Below are 26222 nucleotides of genomic sequence, written 5' to 3' on the forward strand. Positions count from 1 at the left end.
TCCTTCAATGACTACTGCATCGGCGCAACGAAATCCAGAACGCGCGCGGCGACTGCGACAGTTTGGCGACGCTAGTGCCTTCGCCGCATCAGGAGGCAGGAAAACTACGGAAAGAACCGGCTCAGGCCTTGTCGCCGGCAGGCGAGAACAGGTATCCGCCGCCGCGAATCGTCCGGATCACGGACGGTTTGGTAGGATCGATCTCGATCTTGCGGCGAATGCGCATGATCCGAAGGTCAACGGCGCGATCGAACGCCTCGCTGTCGCGGGCGTTCGCGAGCTCCAGAAGCCGCTCGCGCGACAGCACGCGTTTCGGATTGGCTGCAAACACCTTGAGCAAGCCGAATTCGGAAGCGGTGAGGGGGTGCTCGTTGCCTTCATCGTCGCGCAGCGCCTGTGCCTGAAGGTCGAGCCACTTGGTGCCGAATCGGACCAGCGGATCCTTGGCCTTCGCTCCGCCGGCTTCCGCAGCTCGTGCCGGCGTGCTTCGCCGCAGCACCGAGCGGATGCGCGCCATCAGTTCGCGTAGTTCGCAGGGCTTTGCGACATAGTCGTCGGCGCCGAGCTCGAGACCGACGACGCGATCGATGGGGCTTGCGGTCGCCGTCAGCATGATGACTGGTACGTTGGTACGGCTCTTCAGGTCGCGAATGATGGAAAGCCCGTCTTCCTCAGGCATGTTGAGGTCGAGCACCACGAGATCCGGCACGTTGGCCTCGATCGCTCCGCGCAGGCTCTTGCCGCCGTCGCACAGCGTCACGGAAAATCCATGCATCTTGAGATAGTCGCCGACCATTTCGCGGGCCGGTGCCTCGTCGTCGACAATGATGATGTGCGGACTTTGGCTCATGGAATCACGCCTCTGTCGGCAGAGTGATGGTGAAAGCGGAGCCCTGTCCAGGGCCGGGGCTGTTGGCGGTGACTTCGCCGCCGTGCATGTCGATGATGCGTTTGACGATCGATAGCCCAAGGCCGGTCGAGCTTTCGCCGGCGGTCGGCTTGGCGGACAGGCGCTGGAAGCGCCCGAACAACCGGCCGAGATCCTCCGGCGACAGGCCCGCGCCCTGGTCGACGACCCGGATCACGGTCTTGTTCGCTTCGCGGCCGGCCACGACTGAAATCTTGCCGCCGATCGGGCTGTACTTGATGGCGTTGCTGATCAGATTGTCGATGGCTTCGCGGATCCGGTCTGCATCGCACGCGGTGATCAGGTTCGGGGTGGCCGAAACCGTAATCGATTGCTGCTTGTTGATGGCGAGCGGCTGGTTGGCGTCGACCACCTCAGTGGCGAGGGCCGCAATATCGACCGCCTCGCGGCGGATGGTGATATCGAAGGCATCGGCCATCGCATCGGAAATCAGGTGATCGACCATCGATGTCAGGCGCTTGGTGGCATCGCGAATATGATCGACCTGGGAGGTGATGCTGTCGCGGGAAGTGCCGGCGGCAATCAGCTCGGTTAGCATCTCGGTGCGGCCGAGAATGACGCCAAGCGGATTCTTCAGATCGTGCGCGACGGTGCCGAGGATTTCGTTTTTGAAGCCGTTGGCGCGTTGCAGGCGCAGCCACTGCGCCGAAAGCCGGCGATTGGCCTGCATCAGCGCGCGGGTGCGTTGCGCCACGCGATCCTCGAGCTGGCTGTTGGCGTCCTGCAGCTGCTGGTAAAGGATCACATTGTCGAAGGCGATCGAAAGCCTGCTGCCGAAAATCTCGACCAGCGAGCGGTCGGTTTCCGACAATTGCCGCTCGGCCTGCAGCAGCACCACGACTTCGCGCCCGCTGCCGGTGCGAATATAGAGCACAGTGCGCTGGTCGACGAATTCATGCTTGCGGCGCTTGAAAGCCGCCTCGACCATCGAGCGCAAGTCGGCGTCGAGCGCCTTGGCTCCGGACGCGCCGATGAAGCGGCTGTAGCAGCCCGAACCGGCCAGCACGGAAAAGTCGTGGCTGACTTCGCCGCCGTCGCGCAGCACCAGGATGCCGGCGCAGTCGACATTGAGAAGCGAGGCGATCTGCGTCAGCACGCCCTCGGCCAGCCGCTGCATCGATTTGAAGTCGTAGAGCGTGGAGGCAGCGTCGATGATGATCTCAAGTCCTCGGCGGGTCTGCACCATGCGCTCGAGCTGCTGATAGCTGCGCAGCGCCGCGGTGAGCGAGGTGAACAGCTTGTCCGCCGTCAGCTCCGTCTTCGCCTTGTAGTCGTTGATGTCGTATTGGACGATGACGCGCCGTTCCGGCGCTTGCCCGGGCTGCCCGGTGCGCAGGATGATGCGGACCGTCTCATTGTGGAGCTCGTTGCGAATATATTCGACCAGATCGAGCCCGGCAGCGTCAGTTTCCATGATGACGTCGAGCAGCACCGCGGCGATGTCGGTGTGCGCACGCATCAGCGCCCGGCCCTCGGCGGCGGAGTAGGCCGAGAGGATCTCCAGCGTCTGTCCGTTCAACGTGTAGTCGCTCAGCGCAAAGCGCGTGCCTTCGTGCACCGCCTGATCATCGTCGATGACCGCGACCTTCCATTTGCGCGCGCCGGGGACTTCCGGATCGGCGCCGGCATCCTCGATCAGGTGGAGGACATCGTCCTGTTCGGCCATGCGGAAGTCCTGTCGTGATCCTGGTTTTCGGTTGGTTGAGCGCCCTTGGCGGCCTTGTTGGCTGTCTTGGGCATGATAATGCGAAACGTGGCGCCTTGTCCCGGCCTTGAATCCAGCATCATCCGGCCGCCCAGCTGCTGCGTGACGAGATTATAGACGATGTGCAGGCCAAGTCCCGTGCCGCCCTCGTTGCGGCGCGTGGTGAAGAAGGGATCGAAGGCCTGGCGCTGCACGTCCGGCGTCATGCCGGCACCGTCATCGGAGAAGTTGATCTCGACATCGTCATTGCCGCGCGATTTGGCCGAGATCGTGATGGTGCCGGAGCGCCCGTCGGGGAAGGCGTGGTTAACGGCGTTGAGAAACAGGTTGGTCAGGATCTGGCCGTAGGAGCCGGGATAGCCGTCGATGACGAGGTTTTCCGGCACTTCGACCGATAGCGCGATCGAAGCCTTCTTCAGTGCCGGACGCAAGCTCGCAATGATCTGGTCGGTCGCTTCGCTCAAGGAGAAGGTGCGCCGCTCCGCATGCGAGCGGTCCACGGCGACTTGTTTGAACGACTGGATGAGTTCGCCGGCGCGGTGCAGATTGCCGACCAGTTGCTGCGCGGCATCGCGCGAGGTCTTGACGAATTCGTCGAGCTGCGAGCGCCGCAGGCCGTTGCCGCTCTTGAGTTCGTCTTCGAACGCCTCGGTGCGGCGCGCAAAACTGGAGGCGACCGTCAGGCTGATGCCGATCGGATTGTTCACCTCATGCGCGACGCCCGCGACCAGGCCGCCGAGCGCGGCGAGGCGTTCGGCGTCGATGAGGTTCTGCTGGGCGGTATTCAGTTCATCCAGCGCGTTCTCCGCCTTTTCCTTCGAAGCGCGCAGTTCGTCTTCGGTCTTGCGCTTGGCGATGGCGTTTTCGCGGAACACTTCCACCGCGCGAGCCATCTCGCCGACTTCGTCGCGAGCCCCCAGGCCCTGGACCTTGCGGTTCAGGTCGCCCGATGTGATGGCGTGCATCGCCGTCATGATCTGCTGCAGGGGCAGGCGGATCGACAGCGCGATCAAGACGCCGGCGGTGATGATGATGCCCAGGAAGATCACCGCGATCGAAAGCACCTTGCGGGAGATATCGCCGAGCGTCTGGTCGAAAGTCTCCTGCGCCTTTTGTTCGCGTTGACGCATCTTGACGGAGAGTTCGTCGATGACGCCGGACGCCTCAGCCTGGCTCGCGTCGATCGAATCGCGCAAGAGTTCGGTGCGGCTTGTCAATTGCGCCGACAGCTTCGCAATTCCCTCGCCCAGCGCCTTGCTGCGCGCATCCAGGCGCTGCAACGCCATCCGTTGCAGGTCGTTGTCGGCGAGATCGAGCATCACCGGAATGGTCTGCTGGATGGTCTCGGTATTGCGGCTCGCTTCTTCGGCCGAGGCGGTCGCCAGCGAAAGATAGTAGGAATTGGCAGCGACCAGCATCGTCGTGAAGGCTTCGCGCGATTTGCCGAGCGACGGCCAGATCAGCGCATCGCGGTGGCCGGTGGCGCCCTCGATGATCGAGTAAAGCCCGGCCATGTCGCGGGCGGGGGTGAGCACCTCATCCTCATAGGTCTTGGTGATCGTTGCCTGCACGCCGCGCAATTCGGAGAAGCCGTTGAGGAAGCGCTCGGTGACGCGTTCCAGCCGCTCGACCGATCCCGAAAGCACCGGATCGGCCGTCGCGCGCGTCTTCAGCGTGCCGAGAACCGTCTCGCGTGAGCGCGAGATCTCGCCGAACATTTCGGGGCTCGGCTGGGCGATGTAACGATGGATCAGGTTTTGCAGATGGCCGGTTTCGCTCTCGAGCGTCGCGAGGATCTTGTCGGACTCGCGCACCTGCCGCACGTCGTCCCATGCCGACCCCAGCACCTGGACGCCATTCCAGATCAACGCGACCAGCACCACGACGACCGCCGAGTTGAGCGCTGCGATCGAGAGAATGCGCCAGCGGATCGGCACCGCACGGACGAGGCCGACCAGCCGCGAATGACCGCGTCCCGCGAAGCTCGCGGGCGTCTCGGCCGTCTGGTGCTGGGCGCCTGCCTGATCCAATTCAGTCGACCTTGCGAATTCGTTCGATCAATGCGGCGGCGGCCGGATCGCGCCTCGCCTTGGCATAGATGCCCGCCATCGCCGCTTCAAACGGCTTGCGGTCGAAATCGCTGACGATGGTGACGCCGGCGGCTTCCGCCTCCTTGCGCGATTGCTGCTCGAGGTCTTTCCATCGCTCGCGCATAAAGTGGCTCGATTGCCTCGCAGCGTCGCGGAACACCGCCTGGTCCTCAGGCGACAGGCTCGACCATGCCTTGAGCGACATCACCAGCACTTCGGGGCTCATCGTGTGTTCGGTCAGCGTATAGAAGCCGGCGTATTTGTAGTGCCCGGTGGTGACGAAGGACGGCCAGTTGTTTTCTGCGCCATCGATCAGCTTGGTGGCGAGGCCCGTGCGCACCTGCCCATAGGGCAGTTCGATCGGCTCGGCGCCAAGCGCCTTGATCATGTCAGACATCAACTCCGACTGCTGCACGCGAAGCCTCAGGCCTTTCATGTCGGCGATCGAGCGGACGGCTCTCACGCTGTTGTAGATCGACCGCGCGCCCGAATCGTAGAAGGCGAGGCCTACGAATCCATATGGCTCGAAACTGCCGAGGATCTCGTCGCCGATCGGACCGTCCAGCACCTTCTGCAAGTGGCCGATGGATCGGAACAGAAACGGCATCGCCAGCACATTCATCGACGGCACGAAGGTGCCGATCAGCGCCACGTTGGTGCGATTGAGATCGATGGCACCGGCGCGGGTCTGCTCGATCGTTTCTTTTTCTTCGCCCAGCTGGCGCGAATGGAAGACGCGGATCTGCAGCCGTCCGCTGGTTTTCTCTTCGATGAGCCGGCCCATGAAGCGCAGCGCCTGGACGGTCGGATAATCCTCGCTCTGAGTGTCGGCGGCGCGAAACTCACGGGCCGGAGCCGATGTCGTGGCGGCCGTCAAAAGGAATGCAACGAACATGATGACGGTCCGCGAAAGGCCGGCGCGGGTACAAGCTAGTGCCGCCCATTTGAAGTTCCTGCACCACAAGCGGCGAACTCCATTCAGGAACTTCAAATGGAAGAGCGGCCCTAGAAGTCTAAAATTCCTGGTGCCCATAACTTTCCGAAGTTCGTGAAAGGTGGGTGCTGAGGCGGAACACGAACTTCGGAAAGTGGGCACCAGCAACTTGTCCCCCTGTAATGATGTCTGTGGCGAGAAAAAAAGGTTCAACGCTTTATTCCCGCGATGTTTTTAAAGCACAAATCCGCGCCAGATGTCGCAATTTGCGCGCCTCCGCGCCGCCTTCCTTGGCGAGCGCGATCGGCCGGCCCGAGGTCAAAGCCTCGGACGGGCGGATCCTCTGCCCATTTATTCAGCAAGTTTATCCTGCTGTATGCAATGAGTTTTTGCGGTCAGGGCCTCCGCAAGCAAGGCCGTGGATTCACGATCTGCAAGATGAATCAGGGTTTTAGCCGCCGATTAACGATCCCTTAGGCCTTGGCACGAACCTTGCGACGCCTGCTTCAAAATTGGTCCCCGACTGTTTTGGAGCATCCGATGAAGCGCCGCGATTTTCTCAAATCCGTTTCCGGCCTTGCCGTTGGCGCGGCGGTGCAGGCGCCCGCGATCTTCTCGCCGGCGAAGGCCGATGCGCGATCGGAAACCTTGCTGGTGGTCACGGAAAACGGCCCCAACAATCTCGACGTTCATGGCGTCGGCACCAACCGCCCGGGCTACGAGGTGTCGTGGAATTGCTACGACCGGCTGATTGGCCATGAGACCAGGACATTGGCGGACGGGTCGATGTCCTACGACCGCGACAAGTTCAAGCTGGAGCTGGCCGATGACATGAATGTCAGTGACATGTCGGTGACGTTCAAGCTGAAGAAGAATGCCAAATTCCACGACGGCACGCCGATCACGGCGAAGGACGTCAAGTGGTCGCTCGATCGTTCGGTCACGGTCGGCGGCTTCCCGACCGTGCAGATGAAAGCGGGCTCCTTGTCCGACAGAGAGCAGTTCGTCATCGTCGATGATGCCACCATTCGCGTCGATTTCGCCAAGAAGGATCGTCTCACGCTGCCCGATCTCGCGGTGATCGTCCCCGGCGTCTACAATTCCGAACTCCTGAAGAAGAAGGCCACGGATAAAGATCCGTGGGCGATGGAATACACCAAGAGCAACACCGCCGGCAGCGGCGCCTACAAGGTCACGAGCTGGAAGCCGGGTGTCGAGGTCGTCTACGAGCGCAACGACGATTGGGTTGGCGGCAAGCTGCCGCAGCTCCGACGCGTCATCTGGCGCACCGTTCCCTCGCAGGGCAATCGCCGCGCTCTGATGGAGCGGGGCGACGCCGACATTTCCTTCGACCTGTCCAGCAAGGACACGTCCGAGATGAAGAAAGAGGGCAAGCTCGTCATCCTGTCGCATCCGATCGGCAATGGCATGTATTCGGTCGACATGAACGTGAAGAATCCGCCGTTCGACAATCCCAAGCTTCGTCAGGCTGTCGCTTATGCGCTGCCCTATCGGAAGATCATGGATGCGGCGATGTTCGGCCTCGCCAATCCGCTATTCGGCGGTCCCTCCAATACCATCACCGACATCACGTGGCCCGCGAAGACCGGCTACGTCAGCGATCTCGAGAAGGCCAAGGCGCTGATGGCCGAGAGCGGCGCGTCCGGGATCGAAACCACGATCTCCTATGACCTCGGCACGGCCGATGTTTCGGAGCCGATCTCGGTGCTGGTGCAGGAGGCCCTGGCGCAGATCGGCATCAAGACCACGATCAACAAGGTGCCAGGCGCCAACTGGCGCAGCGAGATGGCCAAGAAGACCATGCCGCTGATGATCAACTTCTTCTCCGGCTGGCTCGATTATCCCGAATACTTCTTCTTCTGGGCCTATTCCGGTCAGAACGCGATCTTCAACACGCCGAGCTACGTCAACGCCGACATGGACGCGCTGATCGACGGCGCGCGTGCGGCGGCCGCGATCGGCGACAAGGAGAAATACGCAAAAGACGTCGAGGGATTTATTTCCAAGGCCTATGTGGAAGTGCCGCGCATTCCGCTGTTCCAGCCGTTCCTCAACGTCGCCACGCAGAAGAACATTTCCGGCTACGCCTACTGGTTTCACCGGCAGCTCGATTACCGCTCGATCGTGAAGGGTTAGGCAGGTCGCGAGCCGGCAGGAGGACGGAGACCATGGTGATCCTCAAGCGGCTCGCAACCGTCGTTCCGACCCTGATTGGCGTGGTCATCGTGACGTTTTTGCTGACGCGCGTCTTGCCCGGCGATCCCGCGGTGTATTTTGCCGGCCCCGCGGCGACGCCACAGTCGATCGCCGAGATACGAAAGAGCCTTGGACTGGATCGCCCGCTCCCGGACCAGTTCCTGCGTTACGTCAACGATCTCGCGCATGGCAATTTCGGCAACTCGCTGTCGACAGGCCAGCCCGTTGCCTCTGAGATCGCAAGCCGCCTGCCGGCATCCGCCGAACTCACGCTAACCGGTCTGTTCCTGGCGATCGCCATCGCCGTGCCGCTCGGCATTTTCGCCGCCGTCAGGCAAGGCTCCTGGATCGATCATCTCTGCCGGGTGATTGCGACCGCCGGCGTCTCATTGCCGGTGTTTTTCACCGGGCTTCTCCTGGTCTACGTGTTCTATTTCCGCCTCGGCTGGTCGCCGGCGCCGCTCGGTCGGCTCGACGCCTTTGCGACATCACCGCCCGACATCACCGGCTTCTTTCTGATCGACAGCCTCATCACCGGGAACTTCGAAACATTCCGCGCCGCGCTTGGCCAGCTCATCCTGCCGGCGGTGACGCTCGCAATCTTTTCATTGGCGCCGATCACGCGTATGACCCGCGCCTCGATGCTGGCGGTGCTGGCGTCCGAATTCATTCGCACGGCGCGCGCCAGCGGCCTCAACCGCCGCACCGTGATCCTGACCTATGCCTTCCGTAACGCGATGCTGCCGGTCGTGACCACACTCGGCATGGTGTTCTCGTTTCTCCTTGGCGCCAATGTGCTGGTGGAAAAAGTCTTCGCCTGGCCTGGTATCGGCTCCTACGCGGTTGAGGCTTTGCTGCAGTCGGATTTCGCGCCGGTGCAGGGTTTTGTGCTGACCATGGCGGTGCTTTATGTCGCGCTCAACTTGATCATCGATATGCTCTACGGCGTCATCGATCCGCGCGTGAGGGTCGAGGCATGAGCCAAGCCAGCCTGACGACGGCGCCAACCGCAAGCGCTCAGCCCAAGCCGCCGAGCAACTCGATCCTTCGCCACGCCATCTATGTGATATCCGACAATCCCGTCACCGGATTGTCGTTCGGCCTGTTTCTGCTGATCGCGGCCTGCGCCCTGTTCGGTCCGTATGTCGTGCCCTACGATCCGCTCGCCAGCGACACCTCGGCAACATTGCAATCGCCATCGCTGCGGCACTGGTTCGGTACGGATCTGTTGGGGCGCGATATTTTTAGCCGCGTGGTAGCTGCAACGCGGCTGGATTTCCTGATCGCGATCACGTCGGTTGCGCTGGTGCTGGTGATCGGCGGGCTCGCCGGCATTGCCGCCGGCTTTTTCGGTGGCTGGACCGATCGCATCGTCGGGCGCATTTCCGATACTATCATGGCGTTTCCGCTGTTCGTGCTCGCCATGGGCATTGTCGCGGCGCTCGGCAACACCGTGACCAATATCGTGATCGCAACCGCGATCATTAATTTCCCGCTTTACGTCCGCGTCGCGCGCGCGGAAGCCAATGTGCGGCGCGAGGCTGGCTTCGTGCAGGCGGCGCGGCTCTCCGGCAACAGCGATATCAGGATTTTGCTGACGCAGATCCTGCCCAACATCATGCCGATCATGATGGTGCAGGTCTCGCTGACCATGGGTTACGCCATCCTCAATGCCGCCGGGCTCTCCTTCATCGGGCTCGGCGTCAAGCCGCCGACGCCGGAATGGGGGATCATGGTCGCCGAGGGCGCGACCAACATCATTTCCGGTGAGTGGTGGGTGGCGTTCTTTCCCGGCGGCGCGCTGATGATCGCGGTGTTCTGTTTCAACCTGCTCGGCGACGGTCTGCGCGATCTGGTCGACCCGCAGCGGAGGACGTAGAGCATGATCCGGAAAAGTGGGCACCGGTTTTCCGATGAGATCATGCTCAAAACAGTGAGTCTGTTATGACCGCCCTGCCGCTGCTCGACGTCAACGACCTCACGGTGGAGTTCGCAACCCGTCGCGGCGTTGTGAAGGCCGTGCAGCACGTCAACATCCAGGTCGGCAAGGGAGAGACGCTCGGCATTGTCGGCGAGTCCGGTTCCGGCAAGTCTGTGACGTCCTATGCGGTGATGCGGATCCTCGATCGCGCCGGCAAAATCGCCGAAGGCTCGGTCCATTTCTCGGGCGTCGACGTGAAGGACGCAACCGAAGACGAGATGCGCGATCTGCGCGGCCGCGAAATGTCGATGATCTTCCAGAGCCCGCGGCTTGCGCTCAATCCGATCCGCAAGATCGGCCACCAGATCGAGGATGTGCTGTTGCAGCATGTCCAGGTCGCGCGCTCGCAGGTCACCGATCGCGCGATCGAGGCGCTCGAACAGGTCAAGATCGCGCGGCCCCGCGAGCGCTACCATGCCTATCCGTTTCAACTTTCCGGCGGCATGTGCCAGCGGGTTGTGATCGCGCTGGCCCTGGCTTGCGGTCCGCGGCTTCTGATCGCCGACGAGCCGACCACCGGTCTTGACGTCACCACCCAGAAGGCGGTGATGGATCTCGTCGTCGAACTCACCAAAGAACGCAACATGTCGACCATCCTGATCACGCACGATCTTGGACTGGCGGCGGCCTATTGCGATCGCGTCGTGGTGATGGAGCAGGGGCGCGTGGTCGAAACCGCTCCTTCGGCCAATATTTTTGCGAAGCCCGAACATCCCTATACGCGCAAGCTGATGCGCGCGACGCCACGGCTCGGCGTGTCCTTGCGCGATCTGTTACCGGAGGGAGAGTCCACCGGCGTCATGGCCGGACATAGCCGTCCGCAGGACGGCGTCGCTTCCGCTAGCCTATGCCCGGCCATCCATCACGCTTTGTCGGACTCTGCTTCAGAAAAGATGGACCCCCGGGTCAAGCCCGGGGGTGACGAGCGCGCATCGGCGAAACCTCTCCTCCTCGTCGAAAAGCTGGTCAAGGAATATCCGCGCCAGGGCGCGCCGGGGACGCTCGCCAAACTGTTCGCGCGCAAGCCGCCGGCCGAGCCCGAGATGTTTCGCGCCGTCGACGGCATCAGCTTTGCGGTCGGCAAGGGCGAAAGCGTCGGCCTGGTCGGCGAATCCGGCTGCGGCAAGTCGACGACATCGATGATGGTGATGCGGCTCTTGGACCAGACGTCGGGGCGCATCCTGTTCGACGGCGAAGAGATCGGCGGCATCATGCCGAATGCCTTTGCGCGCTTGCCGCTTCGCAAAAGCATCCAGATGGTGTTTCAGGATCCGACCGACAGCCTCAATCCGCGGTTTACCGCCGCGCGCGCGATCGCCGATCCGATTTTGCGGCTTGGCGGCATCGAGGGGCGCGCCGCCTTGCGCGACCGCTGTGAAGAGCTTGCAACGCTGGTCGGCCTGCCGCTTCATCTGCTCGATCGCTTTCCACACCAATTGTCGGGCGGGCAAAAGGCGCGCGTCGGCATCGCGCGCGCGATCGCGCTCAATCCCAAACTTGTGATACTTGACGAGCCGACCGCCGCGCTCGACGTATCGGTGCAGGCGGTGGTCCTCAATCTGCTTTCCGACCTCAAGCAATCGCTCGGCATGAGCTATTTGTTCGTCTCGCACGATCTGAACGTGGTGCGGCTGTTGTGCGACCGCGTCATTGTGATGCAGGCGGGGAAGATCGTCGAGCAGGGCACGTCCGACCAGGTCTTGGGCGATCCGCAAAATGCCTATACAAGGGAATTGCTGACGGCGATCCCTCATCCGCCGTTATCGGCTGCATGAAAGAATGTAACAACAATGGCTGACGATTCGCTCGACGACTATATCGACGCCGCTGCAAAGCTCCTGAAGCTTCCGGTCAAGGAGGCCTGGAAGCCCGCGGTGCGCGCCAATCTCGAAGTGTCCGTGCGCCTTGCACGGGTCGTGGATGAGTTTGAATTTTCCGACGAAGCCGAGCCTGCCAGTGTCTTCACAGCCTGATCGCGCAACACACACCGGCGAAGCGATGTCCGCCGTCGACATCGTCCGCGCCGTCAAGGACAGGAAATTGTCGGCGCTTGAGGCGACCGAAGCCGCGCTGGCGCGGATCGCCAAGCGCGATACGGTGCTGAATTCCTTTACCGACGTCACCGCGGACCGCGCACGGGAAAAGGCGCGCGCCGTCGACGCCGCGATTGCGACAGGGAAAAATCCGGGGTCGCTCGCCGGCGTGCCTTTTGCGGTGAAGAATCTTTTCGACGTGAAGGGGCTGCCGACGCGCGCCGGATCGAAGATCAACCGCGAGCGTCCCGCTGCGCCCCGCGACGCCACGCTGGTCGAGCGGCTGGAGGCCGCCGGCGCGGTGCTGGTCGGCGCGCTCAACATGGGCGAATACGCCTACGACTTCACCGGCGAAAACATTCACGACGGTCCCTCGCGCAATCCGCATGATCCGACGCGGATGACCGGCGGCTCCTCCGGCGGCTCCGGCAGCGCGGTTGGCGGCGCGCTGGTGCCGCTCGCGCTCGGCTCGGACACCAATGGCTCGATCCGGGTGCCGTCGTCGTTTTGCGGAATTTTCGGATTGAAGCCGACCTATGGCCGGCTCTCCCGCGCGCGCTCATTCCCGTTCGTGTTCTCTTTCGATCATGTCGGTCCCCTCGCGCGCTCTGCCTCTGATCTCGCGCTCGCCTATGACGCGATGCAGGGGCCGGATGCCGACGATGCCGCCTGTACGACGCGAGCAGCAGAGCCTGTGTCTGGCCTCCTCGATCAGGACGTTGGTAGTCTGCGCATCGCGATTGCCGGCGGCTATTTCCAGAAGAACCTCTTTCCCGAAGCGGCCGAGGCGGTGAACCGCGTCGCCAGGGCACTTAACGTCAGCCGCATCGTTGAAATCCCGCAAGCCGCACGCGCCCGCGCGGCGGCTTACGTCATCTCGACCTGCGAAGGCGCTTCGCTTCACCTCGATCGGTTGCGCACGCGGCCGGACGATTTCGATCCCGCGGTGCGCGATCGCCTGATTGCGGGCGCGATGATCCCGGCGCCGATGGTCGACCGCGCGCAGAAATTCCGGCGCTGGTACCGCGCGCAGGTCCTTGAATTGTTCAAGTCGGTCGACGTCATTCTGGCGCCGGCGACGCCTTGTGTCGCGCCCAAACTCGGCCAGGTCAATTTCACGCTCGACGGCGTCGAAATGCCCGTGCGCGCCAATATCGGTATTCACACCCAGCCGATTTCCTTCATCGGATTGCCTGTCGTCGCAGTGCCGGTGCCGCTCGAGCCGATGCCGATCGGCGTGCAGATCATCGCCGCACCCTGGCGCGAAGATATCGCGCTGCGTGTCGCCGTCGCGCTGGAGCGCCAGGGCGTCGTGTCGGCGCCATCGCCGAGAGGATTTTGAACATGGAGGTCGATCTTCCCGAGGTGCTCGCTGAAGTGACCGCGCAATTTGCGCGTTACGAAGAGGCGCTGGTGAGCAACGACGTTGCCGTGCTCGATGAGTTGTTCCGCGACGACCCGCGCACGCTGCGCTATGGCGGCGGCGAAAATCTCTACGGCTATAAGGAAATCATGGCGTTCCGCGCTGGCCGCTCGCCGGTCGGCCTGATGCGCCGCACCGATCGCACCGTGGTCACGACCTATGGCCGCGACATGGCGGTCGCCTCGACGCTGTTTTATCGCGACAGCGCGCCCGGCAAGGTCGGGCGGCAGATGCAGACCTGGGTGCGATTTCCTGAAGGGTGGAAAATCGTCGCGGCGCATGTCAGCGTGATCAACGAGTCGCGGGACAAGGCATGAGTCTGGACGATCTGCCAGATGTGGCTGCGCTGCTCTCCGCCGAGGGAGCGAAGGCGACGTCACGTCCCGCCGACCGTGTCGTTCGCGCTGACAAGATGACGCGCGCCGAGGAACTACGGCTGCAACTGGCCGACGAGATCGTGAGCGGCGCGCTGGCGCCGGGAGCCGCGCTTGACGAGACCGACATTGCGCGGCGGTTCAGCGTATCGCGCACGCCGGTGCGCGAAGCGCTGCGGCAGCTCGCGGCGTCAGGCCTCGTGGAGGCGCGCGCCCATCGCAGCGCGGTGGTGGCCCAGCCTTCGATCGAACGCCTCAGCGGCATGTTCGAGGCGATGGCCGAGTTGGAGGCCTTGTGTGCGGGGCTTGCCGCAGAGCGGATGACGCCGGCCGAGCGCTATCGGCTGGAAGCGATCCACGAGGAGTTGCGCGTGCTGAGCCATGCCGGCAATCCCGATCGCTTCAACGCGGTCAACGAACAGTTTCATGCCTTCATCTATGCCGGCTCGCAGAACGCCCATATCGCCGAGATCACGCTGGCGACGAGGAAGCGCGTCCAGCCGTTCCGCCGCGCCCAGTTCCGCAATCTCGGCCGGCTTGCGCAATCGCATGCCGAACACGACCGTGTGGTAATCGCGATCATGCGCGGGGACCGCAACGGCGCGGCGAGCGCGATGCGCGCGCATATCGCGCGGGTGCACGGCGAATACGAGATTTACGCCGTTTCGGTGTGAACCTCATCCTGAGGAGCGCGCGCACCCGAGCAGGCCGAGCGCTAGCGAGGCCGTCGCGAACGGTGTAATGAAGCGCGCGTCTCGAAGGATGAGGGCATGGTTCTCTCGGCGATGCAAAGCATCGTCCGAAGACGGCGCGTTTATGTTTGCACCGTTCGCTACCGGTCTCGCAAATAGCTCGACCTGCTCGGGTGCGCGCGCCACCTCACCAAGAGGTCAGGTTTGCGTCACAAACGCCCGCCAGCCGCCGAAGGCCGAGATATCCTTCGCGCCTGATATGTCGGCGGCTTCGACGATAAAGCCCTTGACGCTGCGGCCGTCTTTCAATCGCACCGTGCCGATCGAGAGCGGCGGCGGGATCGCGGCGACAAATTTGCCGAAGGACGCTGCCGGCAGCGCCCATACTTCGAGCGCGATCGACGTGCCGCTACCCGTCTCGACGCGCAGCATGCCCGGCTTTGGCGGCGTGGTCGGCAGCGCATAGAGCTTGTAGTCCGGCGCGGTTGAAGTCGCTTCGAGCAAGCGCCCGCCCAGCGCTTTCAATTCGCCGTTGAGCACCATGCCGGACAGATGCGCGCCGACCACTGCGATCGGAATTTCGTCGCCAGTCAGGCCGGTGTCGAGGTCGGCGAGTGGCGGCATGGCCACCCCCTTGGCACCCAAGGTCAGTTTGGTTTGCGCCTGAAACACACGGCCGATGCTGGCGAGCAATGCGTCCTGGCCGGCGGGTGCCAGCAATGTGATGCCGGAGGGAATTCCGTCGGATCGGATCGTTGAGGGCAATGCGAGGCCGCAGAGATCAAGCAGGTTGACGAAATTGGTATAGGTGCCGAGCCGTGAGTTGAGCTCGATCGGATTGGCCAGAACCTGCGCGGTCGTGTAGGCGGTCGGTGCAGTCGGCAGCACCAGCGCGTCGATATCGGCGAAGGCAAGTTCGGCCGTGCGCCGCAGCGTCTGCAATCGATAGAGCGCGGAGAAGGTGTCGGCAGCCGAGAGGCGGTTGCCGGCGATGGTGATTTCCCGCGTCACGGGGTGGATCGCATCCGGTTGCGAGGCGAGCATGTTGCGGATGACGAGATAGCGCTCGGTGACCCACGGTCCCTCATAGAGCAGCCGCGCCGTTTCATAGAACGGTTCGAGGTCGAAGCTGACGAGGGTCGCGCCGAGCGAACGCCATCGCTCCAGCGCCGCCTGATAAGCCGCTTCCTGCTGTTTGTCGCCGAAAAAGATGAGCTGGCCGTCGCGTGGCACGCCGAGTCGCAAGCCACCTGGAAACGGGCTTAGCCTCGAAAACGTGCGGTCGCGCGAGAATGGATCTGATTTGTCGGGACCGGCCATTGCCGCAAGCGCGGCCACGGCATCGTCGACGGTGAGCGAGAAGATGGAGACGCAGTCGAGCGTCCGGCATGCCGGCACGACGCCTGTGGTCGACACCAGACCGACGCTCGGTTTCAGCCCGACGATGTTGTTGAGCATCGCCGGCACGCGGCCACTTCCCGCCGTGTCGGTGCCGAGCGAGAGCGGCACGAGACCGCTTGAGACCGCAACCGCCGACCCCGAGCTCGAACCGCCGGGAATAAGGTCGGCGCGCATCGGATTGGTCGGGATGCCGTAGGGCGAGCGCACGCCGACGAGACCGGTCGCGAACTGATCGAGATTGGTCTTGCCGATGACGATCGCGCCGGCCTGGCGCAGCCGCGCAATCACTGTCGCATCGCGCGTCGGCAGATAGGAATAGGCCGGGCAGGCGGCGGTGGTGGGCAGTCCCGCCACGTCGATGTTGTCTTTCACCGCGACGGGAACGCCAAGAAGCGGCAATGCGCTTGCGTCTTTTGACGAGAGCGCGTCGGCCTCCGCGATTGCGTCTTTTTCCTCGCGCAGGGAGATGAAGATCGCGCCATCGTTGTGCTCGCGAATGCGCTTGAATGTGCGCGCGACGGTTTGTGCGGGCGACTGGTCCCTCGCGCGATGCGCGGCAACGATGGCGGCAACCGTCTCGGTCACGCGTTATTCCTGATGATTGAAAGCCAAGGGAACACGGTTGACCGCGTTTCCGGGATGAAGAGATTGCGCCTTGTTCGAAGCAATTGGTGTGCCATTGTGTACATGGTTGGGCGATGCCCGTCTGCCTCAATGGCTTCGTATTATCAATTATTTGGCAGGATTTTACGTCGCGCGCGACTTTGCCGTCACATGGTGAGCCGCCGATTTTACGGGCAGGCCGCGTGAGTCTTTCTCTAGCCCGCCACCTTGCTGGAACCCTGGGTAATCAGCCGCGCCGCGCGCTGATCGCGGGCGTGAATCCACAACCAGCTCAAGGCGACGCTGAGACGGTTGCGCAGGCCGATCAGGAAGTAGATGTGGGCGATACCCCAGATCCACCACGCGATCGTGCCGCGCAGCTTGAGCCAGCCGAAATCGATCACCGCCTTGCGCTTGCCGATCTGCGCGAGGCTGCCGGCATGGCTGTAGCGAAATGGCGCGGGCTTCTGGCCTGCAAGCCTCGCCCTGATCGCGGCCGCCACGTGACGTCCTTCCTGCTTGGCCGCGGGCGCAATGCCCGGCACCGGATTTCCGTGTGCGTCGGCAATGGTGATGGTGTCGCCGACAGCGAAGATGTCGGGATGATCCGGCACAGTGAGATCGGGCGCAACTTGCAGTCTTCCGGCGCGGTCGCAAGGGGCGTGTAGCCACTCGGCGGCGCGCGAGGCGCGCACGCCGGCGGCCCAGATCAGGGTCCGCGCATGCAAAGGCTTGCCGCCGAAAACCACGCCATCGGCGGAGCATTCGGTGACGGGCTGGCCGAGAATGACCTCCACGCCGATCTCCTCGAGTGAACGCTGTGCATAGGCCGAAAGGTCTTCGGGAAAGCCTGCGAGGACGCGCGGGCCGGCTTCGATCAGGACCACGCGCGTCTTGTGCGTATCGATATTGCGGAAGTCCGGCGGCAGCGTATCGCGCGCGAGTTCGGCGATGGTGCCGGCAAGCTCGACGCCGGTCGGGCCGGCGCCGATGATGGCGAAGGTCAGAAGCGCGGCGCGCTTGTCCGGATCGCTCTCGCGCTCGGCGCGCTCGAACGCGACCAGGATGCGGCGGCGAAGCGTGGTCGCGTCTTCGAGTGTCTTCAGGCCCGGCGCAAACGGCTCCCATTCGTCGTGACCAAAGTAAGCGTGGCGCACGCCGGTCGCCAGCACCAGCGTGTCGTAGGGGAGCGTGTCGCCATCCTCGAGCAGAACGCGCTTGTTCGCTGCATCGACGCCGTTCACGTTGGCGAACAGGGTCGTGACGTCGCTCCGGTCACGCAGGAGATAGCGGATCGGCCAGGCGATCTCGGACGTCGCGAGCGAGGCGGTCGCCACCTGATAGAGCAGCGGCTGAAACAGATGATGGTTGCGGCGATCCACCAGCGTGATCTTGACGGGGGCGCCCTTCAGTCCCAGCGCACATTCCAGCCCGCCGAAGCCGGCGCCCACGATCACCACGCGATGGAGGTCTTTCCCATGCGGCGCCTCGGATGTCATGTTCGACCCCTGTTTCGAAACGGCTTCGCTCCTTGGTGTAAGCCTTTGTGCTCTGCGCTCAAGACCGCTTTTCCCATGGGCCAATAGCCAAAGCCGATTGCCGCGGGCTGCACTATAATTCTTGATTTCCGAGTTGCCTGCGAATTATGGTGCATAGCCATTGGGGCATGGTCCGAAGGTTCAAAGAGGGAGCCGTCGGTTCGGGCTTGCCGCGTGGCTGCGGTTTCGCGCACAAAACAAAGCAAAAACAGGACGCGCCGATCGGCAAACGGCGACAGTAGAGGATTGAGGAGGAGGGACACCTATGAAGACGGCATTTTCGCTGGCGGGCGCAGCCGCTTTGGCACTGGCCCAGCCCGCGGCGGCGGCGGACACGATCAAGATCGGATTTGTCTCCACGTTCAGCGGGCCGACGGCTGTGATCGGCAACGACATGCGCAACTCGTTCGAGCTCGCGCTCGACCATCTCGGCCGCAAGATGGCCGGCAAGCCGGTCGAAGTGATCTACGAGGACGACGGCCAGAAGCCGGATGTCGGCAAGCAGAAGACCGAGAAACTTGTGCAGTCCGACCATGTCGATTTCATCGTCGGCTATATCTGGTCGAACGTGCTGCTCGCCTCGCTCAAGACTGCAGTGGACTCGCAGACCTTCCTGATCTCGGCCAATGCCGGCCCCAACCAGCTCGCCGGCGAGTTGTGCTCGCCTTATGTGTTCTCGACCTCATGGCAGAACGACCAGACGCCGGCGGCGATGGGCCTTTACATGAACCAGAAGGGCGTCAAGTCGGTGTTTCTGATCGGCCCGAATTACGCGGCCGGCAAGGACATGCTGGCGGGCGTCAAGAGCACCTTCAAGGGCGAGGTGCTGGGCGAAGAATATACGGTGTGGCCGAGCCAGCTCGACTTCTCGGCCGAACTCACCAAGGCGCGCAACTCGAAGGCGGAATCGATCTTCGTGTTCTATCCGGGCGCGGCCGGCGTTCAATTCCTCAACCAATATGTACAGGCCGGCATCAAGCAGCAGATTCCGCTCTATACGGCGTTCACGATCGACGAATTATCGCTGCCGCTGCAGAAGGACAACGCGATCGGCGTTCCCGGCGCGCAGGAGTGGGTGCACGACCTGCCGAACGATCAGAACAAGCGGTTCGTCGAAGATTACAACAAGAAATACGCACCGGCGCGCCCGACCTACTACGGCGCGCAGGCCTATGATGCGGCGCAGCTGATCAACAGCGCGGTGGTCGCGGTGAAGGGCGACACATCGAAGAAAGATGCCATGAAGGCCGAAATGGAAAAGGCCGATTTCAAGTCGCTGCGCGGCTCGTACAAGTACGGCAACAACCACATCCCGATCCAGAATTTCTACCTGCAGGACGTGGTGAAGGGCGCCGACGGCCAGCTCTCGCTGAAGACGGTCGCGACGATCGTCAAGGACAACCAGGATAACTTCCACGACAAGTGCCCAATGAAGTAAGCTCGGGTGCCAGGCACGGCGGTATTTAAGCCGCCGCTGCCTGTCGGGGAGGGGTCCCATATGAGAGCTTTCTGGCTATTGAGTGCGATGGCGATCGCGTTTGCGCGGCCTGCCGTCGCGGCAGATTCCGTCAGAATTGGATTTGTTGACACGTTCAGCGGTCCAACCGCCGCGATCGGCATCGATGCGCGCAATGCGTTCGAACTGGCGCTCGATCACCTCGGCCGCAAGATGGACGGCAAGCCGGTCCAGGTGATTTACGAGGACGACCAGCAGAAGCCTGATGTCGGCAAGCAGAAAACCGAAAAGCTCATTCTCTCTGACAAGGTCGACTTCCTTGTCGGCTATAACTGGTCGAACGTGCTGCTCGCCTCGCTCAAGCCTGCTGTCGATTCCAAAACATTCCTGATCGACATCAACGCCGGTCCATCGCAACTCGCCGGCGAATTGTGCTCGCCTTACGTGTTCTCGACCTCATGGCAGAACGACCAGGAGCCGGGCGCGATGGGTCTTTACATGAATCAGAAGGGCATCAAATCGGTGTTCCTGATCGGCCCCAACTATGTCGCCGGAAAGGAGCGGTTGGCGGGCTTCAAGAGCACCTTCAAGGGCCAGGTGCTCGGCGAGGAGTACACGGTCTGGCCGACCCAGCTCGATTTCTCGGCCGAACTGACCAAGGCGCGCGCCTCGAAGGCGGAAGCGATCTTCGTGTTCTTTCCGGGAGCAGCCGGCGTGCAGTTCCTCAATCAATATGTGCAGGCAGGGATGCGGCAGCAGATCCCGCTCTATACCGACGGTGTGAGCGATGAATTGTCGCTGCCATTGCAGAAGGCGAACGCGCTCGGCGTCCTCAGCGTGATGGAATGGGTGAACGACTTGCCCAATGAGACAAACAAGCGCTTCGTCTCCGACTACCGCAAGAAATATCCCGGCCTGCGCCCCAGCTTTTATGGCGCTCAGGCCTATGACGCCGCGCAATTGATCAACAGCGCCGTGGTCGCGGTGAAAAGCGACCTGACAAAGAAGGACGCGATCAAGGCGGAGATGGAAAAGGCCAATTTCAAATCGGTCCGCGGTCCGTTCCGCTATGGCAACAACCACATTCCGATCCAGAATTTCTATCTCTCGGAGGTGGTCAAAGACGACGATGGCGAGCTTTCGCTCAAGACTGTCACGACTGTCGTCGAGAACGATCAAGATCGGTATCACGACAGGTGCCCGATGAAGTGAGCACGAAACTTGCTTGGGAAAGGCGGTGGCTCCAAATGCTGCGGTCTTTCTCACCCTCCCCCTCCAGGGAGGGTGAACGGAATACGTGGACGATCAGCGGTCGTCCCTAACTTGGATCGTTTCGAACAAAGATGTTGCTTGTCGTCGAACAATTTCTGAATGGCCTGCAATTTGGCCTCTTGCTGTTCCTGCTGGCGGCCGGGCTGACGCTCGTCTTCGGCATCATGGACCTCGTCAATCTCGCGCACGGCTCGCTCTACATGATGGGCGCCTATTTCGCCGCGACCTTCGTCGCCTGGAGCGGCAGTTTCCTGATCGGCATTGGGCTTGCGCTCGGTGCGACGCTGCTGCTCGGCATTGTGCTCGAAGTCGTGGCGCTACGGCATCTCTATGGCCGCGACCATCTCGATCACGTGCTGGCGACTTTCGGGCTGATCTTGTTCTTCAACGATCTGGTGCGGCTGATCTGGGGACCCGCTGGTCTGGCGCTACCGCTGCCGGCGTGGCTCACCGTGCCGGTGCAGATCATTCCCGGCGTGTTTTATCCCGCCTATCGCCTCGCGATCATCACGGTCGCGCTCGCGGTCGCCGCGATGCTGTATTTCGTTGTGATGCGCACCCGCGTCGGCATGCTGATCCGCGCCGGGGCGTCGAACCGCGAAATGATCGGCGCGCTCGGCATCAACATCAAACTGCTCTACACGCTGGTGTTCGGCCTTGGTGCGGCACTCGCAGGTCTTGCGGGAATGATGCAGGCGCCGATCCTCACCGTGCAGATCGGGATGGGTGAGAACATTCTCATTCTTGCTTTCGTCATCATCGTCATCGGCGGCATCGGCTCGATCCGCGGCGCGTTCATCGCATCGATCCTGGTCGGGATGATCGATACGCTCGGCCGCGCCTTCCTGCCTGATCTCTTGCGGAAGGTCCTCAGTTCGGCTGCGGCCTCCACGGCCGCGCCTGCGCTGTCGTCGATGCTGATTTATCTCTTGATGGCGATCGTTCTGGTGGCGAGGCCGGAGGGGCTGTTCCCGGCCAACCGTCGATGAAATCGTTCAATCTTCAAAATGTGGTCGCGGCGGCCGTTGTCGTTGGCCTGCTGGCTTTGCCGCTCGTCTCGCAAGCAACCGGCAACGTGTTCGTGCTGACGCTGTTCACGCGCATCGTGATCTTTGCGCTGGCCGCGGTCAGTCTCAATCTCATCATGGGCTACGGCGGGATGATGAGCTTTGGTCATGCGGCCTATCTCGGCATCGGCGGTTATGCGGTCGGCATCCTCGCCGCCGAGGGCGTCGGCTCGGGCTTTATCCAGTGGCCGGTGGCGCTCGTCGCTTCCGCGCTGTTCGCGCTCGTGATCGGCGCGCTGTCGTTGCGCACGCGCGGTGTCTATTTCATCATGATCACGCTCGCCTTTGCGCAGATGGCCTATTACGTCGCCTCCGGCCTGTCGCGCTACGGCGGCGACGACGGCCTGACGATCTACAAGCGGAGCTCGTTTGGCGGCCTGATCAACCTGTCGAACCGCGTGCAGTTCTATTACCTGTGCCTGTTCTGCCTGTTGGGCGGTGTGTTTCTGGTGTGGCGCATCGTCAATTCGCGTTTTGGCCTCGTCGTGCAGGGCCTGCGCTCGAACGAGCAGCGCATGCAGGCGATAGGCTTTCCGGCGACGCGCTATCAGCTCGTTTGCTTCGTCATTGCCGGCACGATGTGCGGACTGGCCGGCGCGCTGCTCGCCAACAACACCGATTTCATCAGCCCGGCCGTGATGTACTGGACCCGCTCCGGCGATCTCATGGTGATGGTGATCCTCGGCGGCATGGGGTCGCTGTTCGGGCCCGTGGTCGGCGCCATCGTCTATCTCGTGCTGGAAGAATTCCTGTCGCAGGTCACCGAATACTGGGCGATGATCATGGGGCCGCTGTTGCTTTTGATCGTGCTGTTCGGGCGCGGCGGCATCATGGGTCTGATCGGGAGGTTTTCCCGTGGCTGAGCCGTTGCTCCGCATCGAAGGTCTCATCAAGCGGTTTGGCGGCATTGTCGCCACCGACAATCTCTCGCTCGACATCGCGCGTGGCGAACTGCATGCGATCATCGGGCCCAATGGAGCGGGCAAGACCACGCTGATCAGTCAGTTGATCGGACAGTTGCGCCCTTCGGCCGGCACCATCCGCTTTGCAGGCGAGGACGTCACGCATCTGCCGGCCTGGAAGCGCAGTCATCGGGGGTTGGCGCGCTCGTTCCAGATCACGTCGTTGCTGCCGAACTTCACCGCGGCGGAGAATGTCGCGCTCGCCGCCCAGGCCCGCGACGGTCACTCCTTCCGTTTCTTCGGCAATGCCCGCAGGGAGAAGGGCCTTCGCGAGACCGCGCGAGCCGCGCTCGCGCGTGTCGGGCTTTCCGAGCGCGCCGACGTCTTGGTTTCCCGGTTAAGCCACGGCGAGCAGCGCGAGCTCGAACTCGCGGTCGCGCTCGCGACCAAGCCGCAACTTCTCCTGCTCGACGAGCCCATGGCCGGCCTTGGCGCCACCGAATCCGCGCGCATGGTGAAGCTGCTCGCGGATCTAAGGAAAGAAGTCACGATCGTGCTGGTCGAGCACGACATGAACGCGGTGTTCGCGCTCGCCGATCGCATCACCGTGCTGGTCTATGGGCGCGTGATCGCCTCGGACGTGCCGGCGGCGATCCGCGGCAATGAAGAGGTCAAGCGCGCCTATCTCGGCGACCAGCATGTGGTGACGCGCCATGGTTGATACGACGTCCTTGCTTGAAGTCGATGGCATCGAGACCTGCTATGGCCTGAGCCAGGTGCTGTTCGGCCTGTCGCTGTCGGTCCGTGCGGGCGAGATGGTGGCGCTGATGGGCCGCAACGGCATGGGCAAGACCACGACCATCCGCTCGATCATGGGATTGACGCCGTCGCGCGCGGGCGCGGTTCGCTTCTGTGGCCGCGAGGTTCGCGGACTGCCCTCGTTCCGGATCGCGCAGCTCGGTATCGGGTTGGTGCCCGAAGGCCGCCAGATTTTTCCCAATCTCACCGTGCGCGAGAATCTCGTTGCGGCTTCCGCCAATCGCCTGGATTCAGGCGATCCGTGGACTCTGGACAAGATCCACGCGCTGTTCCCGCGCCTTGCCGAGCGCGGCAACAACATGGGCAATCAGCTCTCCGGCGGCGAGCAGCAGATGCTGGCAATCGGCCGCGCGCTGATGACTAACCCGCGGCTTCTCATTCTCGACGAGGCAACGGAAGGATTGGCGCCCCTGATCCGCGAGGAAATCTGGAATTGCCTGTCGATGCTGAAAGCGCGCGGCCAATCCGTGCTGGTGATCGACAAGAATGTCGAAAATCTCGCGCGCATCGCCGATCGTCACTACATCATCGAGCGTGGCCGTAGCGTTTGGAGTGGAACGTCCGAGCAGTTGATCGCGGAGCCCGATCTGCAGCATCGCTATCTCGGGATTTAGACCTGGTGCCCGCTTTCCGAAGTTCGTGTTTTGCCTCAGCACCCACCTTTCACGAACTTCGGAAAGTTACGGGCACTAGCAACTTGTATGATTCTAGTGCCGCTTTCTATTTGAAGTTCCTGGATCGAATTCGCCGCTTATGGGGCAGGAACTTCAAATAGGCGGCACTAGCGCGCTTTTCTGCCACCGCGGCGTCAAGATTTTTTCATGAGAAAAGACTTCTTCCCGGCGCGGCGGAAAAGGCATTCCGTTATCGCCTGATCGACTTTTGCAATCAGCTTCGTCCCCGATTTGACAGCGCTTTTTTCGCTGATCTTGATGCCTGCTCCAGGTTCAAGTTTCCAGGTTCTATTTCGGGGGTCTCTATGCATTCGAAGATTGGCGGCGACGCCGCGCGCGCTCGCTTGCGCGCTTTTACAAGACGCGCGTCATCCATTCTCGTCACGTCAAGCGTGATCTCGCTTGCCGCGACCACCGCGCGTGCCGAAGATGCGGCTGCGCTTCAAAGACTGGAAGCAAAGATGCAGGAGCTGGAAGCGCGGCACGAAAGCGAGATCAAGACCTTGCAAGCGGAGATCCGGCGGTTGCGAAAGGAAAAGCCGGCTACGGCGGCCAGCACGACGCGCCAGCCCGCGACGCGACAGGCTGCGGCTGATCCGGCGTCGTCGATCCTGCCGCCGGGTCTGCCGCCGCCGGCGACGCCCGCCAAGGTGCTGATGACCTATGACCGCGGTTATCACTTCGGCTTTTCCGATGCGACCGGCGACAACACGGTCGAGCTGTTCGGCCGTCTTCAGGTCGATACCGGCGGCTACACCAACTATACACCGGGGCCGGAGACGCTCGATCGTAAAGGGTTATCCGACGGTGTTGATCTGCGCCGCGCCCGCATCGGCGTGATCGGCACCTTCATGAGCGACTGGCACTACGCCTTCGTCTACGACCTCGGCAATTCGTCGGATTCGAGCAACATCAACAACGCGCTCGCCAACGCCAATTCAGGCACCAGCCCGACGACGAGCAACACATTCCTGTCGGGCGTGGAGAACGCGTTCATCACCTATAACGGCCTTTACAGCCACGGCCAGCAATTCCCGGTCGCATTCGATTTCGGCATCATGGACGTACCGTGGACGCTGGAAGAGGCGACCTCGTCGAACGACATCATGTTCATGGAGCGATCGAGTGCGCAGGTCATCGCGACGACGTTCGGCGGCGGCGACTTCCGCTCGGCGATCGACGTGCGATCCAACAACGATCGCTATTGGCTCGGCGCATTCCTGACCGGTCCCAATTCAGGCGACCTGCACACCGCAGGCGCCTCGTGCAACACCGGCACATCAGCAGTGACGCCAGGCACGCCTTGCGTCACAAGCGCGCAGATGACCGGCAACGGACCGCAACTCGCGTTTCTGGCGCGCGGCGCCTATCAGGTGGTTCAGCAAAGGGACGCGAGTTTCCACGTCGGGTTCAACTACGCCAATCTGTTTTCGCCGAGCATCGGCCCCAACTTGCAAGCGATCTCGCTCTCGGACCGGCCAGAGTTGCGCGTCGATCCGACCTCGTTCCTGCAGAGCGGGAATATTCCCGCACGCGGCGGCCAGGTGTTCGGCGCCGAAGTCGCCGCGACCTACAACAACTTCTTCGCGCAGGGTGAATATTATCACTACACCATCGATGCACGCGCGGCCGTCCCGACCTCACCGGGCAATCTGCAAGGCGGCGTCGCAGGTCCGACGCTGAATTTCGACGGCGGCTATGTGCAAGCGAGCTACTCGATCGGCGGCACAAGGCATTATGATCCGACGCGCGGCGCCTACACGGCTGTGATTCCGGAATCGCCTCTGGTGTGGGGATCGTCAGGTTGGGGCGCGCTCGAATTTGCGACGCGCTTCACGGTCGTCAATCTCAACAGCCCGTATCTGACGACGGCTACGCTTGGTCCTGCCTATTCCGCCCCGGGCGTCTTCACGAGCGGCACCACCACCTATGGCGGCGGGAAGCAGACGAGCTATGGCGTCGGTCTCAACTGGTATCCGAACCTGAATATGAAGTTCATGCTCGATTACGAGCATGTCGTCATCGACAACCCGCAGTTCTTCGGCGGCCCGAACTACCGCGGCGCCACCATCGACTGGATCGGCGCACGGACGCAGCTGGTGTTTTGATGAAG

The 26222-nt window shown here is 62.5% G+C and carries 20 protein-coding genes and 1 pseudogene; 15 read left to right on the forward strand and 6 right to left on the reverse strand.

From position 1 onward, the window contains the following. Window positions 1-121: 121 nt before the first annotated feature. From VFB05_RS27625 to VFB05_RS27640, 4 genes are all read right to left on the reverse strand, one after another. On the reverse strand, window positions 122-850 hold the full coding sequence (locus tag VFB05_RS27625; protein ID WP_325018418.1) for a response regulator: 729 nt from the start codon (window positions 848-850) through the stop codon (window positions 122-124). Between the two features lie 4 nt (window positions 851-854). Then, entirely contained in the window at window positions 855-2594 is a 1740-nt protein-coding gene (locus VFB05_RS27630; protein WP_325018420.1) for an ATP-binding response regulator, read from the reverse strand. After that, window positions 2564-4570, reverse strand: a complete 2007-nt coding sequence (locus VFB05_RS27635; protein ID WP_325018695.1) for a HAMP domain-containing sensor histidine kinase — start codon at window positions 4568-4570, stop codon at window positions 2564-2566. The genes VFB05_RS27630 and VFB05_RS27635 overlap by 31 nt, the downstream gene beginning before the upstream one ends. A 94-nt stretch (window positions 4571-4664) precedes the next feature. Then, a complete protein-coding gene (locus VFB05_RS27640) occupies window positions 4665-5618 on the reverse strand; it encodes a TRAP transporter substrate-binding protein (protein ID WP_325018422.1) in 954 nt (317 codons plus the stop codon). A 579-nt stretch (window positions 5619-6197) separates the two neighbouring features. Between VFB05_RS27640 and VFB05_RS27645 the strand changes: the two genes are divergently transcribed. From VFB05_RS27645 to VFB05_RS27680, 8 genes and pseudogenes are all read left to right on the forward strand, one after another. Further along, window positions 6198-7814, forward strand: coding sequence for an ABC transporter substrate-binding protein (locus tag VFB05_RS27645; protein WP_325018424.1), 1617 nt, complete (start codon window positions 6198-6200; stop codon window positions 7812-7814). Between the two features lie 32 nt (window positions 7815-7846). Beyond that, window positions 7847-8854 carry an ABC transporter permease gene (locus VFB05_RS27650; protein ID WP_325018426.1) on the forward strand — a complete coding sequence of 336 codons (1008 nt, stop codon included), beginning with the start codon at window positions 7847-7849 and terminating at the stop codon, window positions 8852-8854. Then, on the forward strand, window positions 8851-9753 hold the full coding sequence (locus VFB05_RS27655) for an ABC transporter permease (RefSeq protein WP_325018428.1): 903 nt from the start codon (window positions 8851-8853) through the stop codon (window positions 9751-9753). The genes VFB05_RS27650 and VFB05_RS27655 overlap by 4 nt, the downstream gene beginning before the upstream one ends. Window positions 9754-9815: 62 nt before the next feature. After that, window positions 9816-11630: pseudogene (locus VFB05_RS27660) on the forward strand (dipeptide ABC transporter ATP-binding protein); the annotation flags it as partial. 15 nt (window positions 11631-11645) lie between these two features. After that, window positions 11646-11828 (forward strand): DUF4089 domain-containing protein, encoded by a 183-nt coding sequence (locus VFB05_RS27665; protein WP_325018430.1) that lies wholly within the window; start codon window positions 11646-11648, stop codon window positions 11826-11828. Window positions 11829-11853: 25 nt separating this feature from the next. Then, window positions 11854-13230, forward strand: a complete 1377-nt coding sequence (locus VFB05_RS27670; RefSeq protein ID WP_325018432.1) for an AtzE family amidohydrolase — start codon at window positions 11854-11856, stop codon at window positions 13228-13230. A gap of 2 nt (window positions 13231-13232) precedes the next feature. Beyond that, window positions 13233-13628, forward strand: coding sequence for an oxalurate catabolism protein HpxZ (gene hpxZ, locus VFB05_RS27675; RefSeq protein ID WP_325018434.1), 396 nt, complete (start codon window positions 13233-13235; stop codon window positions 13626-13628). A gap of 95 nt (window positions 13629-13723) precedes the next feature. Then, a complete protein-coding gene (locus VFB05_RS27680) occupies window positions 13724-14359 on the forward strand; it encodes a GntR family transcriptional regulator (RefSeq protein ID WP_325018697.1) in 636 nt (211 codons plus the stop codon). A gap of 216 nt (window positions 14360-14575) precedes the next feature. On the opposite strand, the gene atzF is transcribed toward VFB05_RS27680, so the two are convergent. Both atzF and VFB05_RS27690 read right to left on the reverse strand, forming a co-directional pair. Next, window positions 14576-16363: an allophanate hydrolase gene (atzF, locus tag VFB05_RS27685; RefSeq protein WP_325018437.1), complete on the reverse strand. Its 1788-nt coding sequence runs from the start codon at window positions 16361-16363 to the stop codon at window positions 14576-14578. Between the two features lie 233 nt (window positions 16364-16596). Beyond that, window positions 16597-17880 carry an NAD(P)/FAD-dependent oxidoreductase gene (locus tag VFB05_RS27690; protein WP_325018439.1) on the reverse strand — a complete coding sequence of 428 codons (1284 nt, stop codon included), beginning with the start codon at window positions 17878-17880 and terminating at the stop codon, window positions 16597-16599. A gap of 304 nt (window positions 17881-18184) precedes the next feature. Between VFB05_RS27690 and VFB05_RS27695 the strand changes: the two genes are divergently transcribed. The 7 genes from VFB05_RS27695 to VFB05_RS27725 all read left to right on the forward strand — a co-directional run bounded on the left by VFB05_RS27695 (window position 18185) and on the right by VFB05_RS27725 (window position 26217). Then, complete coding sequence (locus VFB05_RS27695; protein WP_325018441.1) at window positions 18185-19357, forward strand: ABC transporter substrate-binding protein; 1173 nt, start codon at window positions 18185-18187, stop codon at window positions 19355-19357. A 60-nt stretch (window positions 19358-19417) separates the two neighbouring features. After that, the gene (locus tag VFB05_RS27700) at window positions 19418-20587 is read left to right on the forward strand and encodes an ABC transporter substrate-binding protein (protein WP_325018443.1); all 1170 of its coding nucleotides are present in this window, start codon (window positions 19418-19420) and stop codon (window positions 20585-20587) included. A gap of 131 nt (window positions 20588-20718) precedes the next feature. After that, complete coding sequence (locus VFB05_RS27705; protein WP_325018445.1) at window positions 20719-21636, forward strand: branched-chain amino acid ABC transporter permease; 918 nt, start codon at window positions 20719-20721, stop codon at window positions 21634-21636. Next, window positions 21633-22577, forward strand: coding sequence for a branched-chain amino acid ABC transporter permease (locus VFB05_RS27710; RefSeq protein ID WP_325018448.1), 945 nt, complete (start codon window positions 21633-21635; stop codon window positions 22575-22577). The genes VFB05_RS27705 and VFB05_RS27710 overlap by 4 nt, the downstream gene beginning before the upstream one ends. Then, window positions 22570-23337, forward strand: a complete 768-nt coding sequence (locus tag VFB05_RS27715) for an ABC transporter ATP-binding protein (RefSeq protein WP_325018450.1) — start codon at window positions 22570-22572, stop codon at window positions 23335-23337. The genes VFB05_RS27710 and VFB05_RS27715 overlap by 8 nt, the downstream gene beginning before the upstream one ends. After that, on the forward strand, window positions 23330-24049 hold the full coding sequence (locus tag VFB05_RS27720; RefSeq protein WP_325018452.1) for an ABC transporter ATP-binding protein: 720 nt from the start codon (window positions 23330-23332) through the stop codon (window positions 24047-24049). Before VFB05_RS27715 ends, VFB05_RS27720 begins: the two co-directional genes overlap by 8 nt. 365 nt (window positions 24050-24414) lie before the next feature. Beyond that, complete coding sequence (locus tag VFB05_RS27725; RefSeq protein WP_325018454.1) at window positions 24415-26217, forward strand: porin; 1803 nt, start codon at window positions 24415-24417, stop codon at window positions 26215-26217. Window positions 26218-26222: the final 5 nt, after the last annotated feature.

The sequence above is a fragment of the Bradyrhizobium sp. genome, assembly GCF_035652035.1.
Classification (GTDB): Bacteria; Pseudomonadota; Alphaproteobacteria; order Rhizobiales; family Xanthobacteraceae; genus Bradyrhizobium.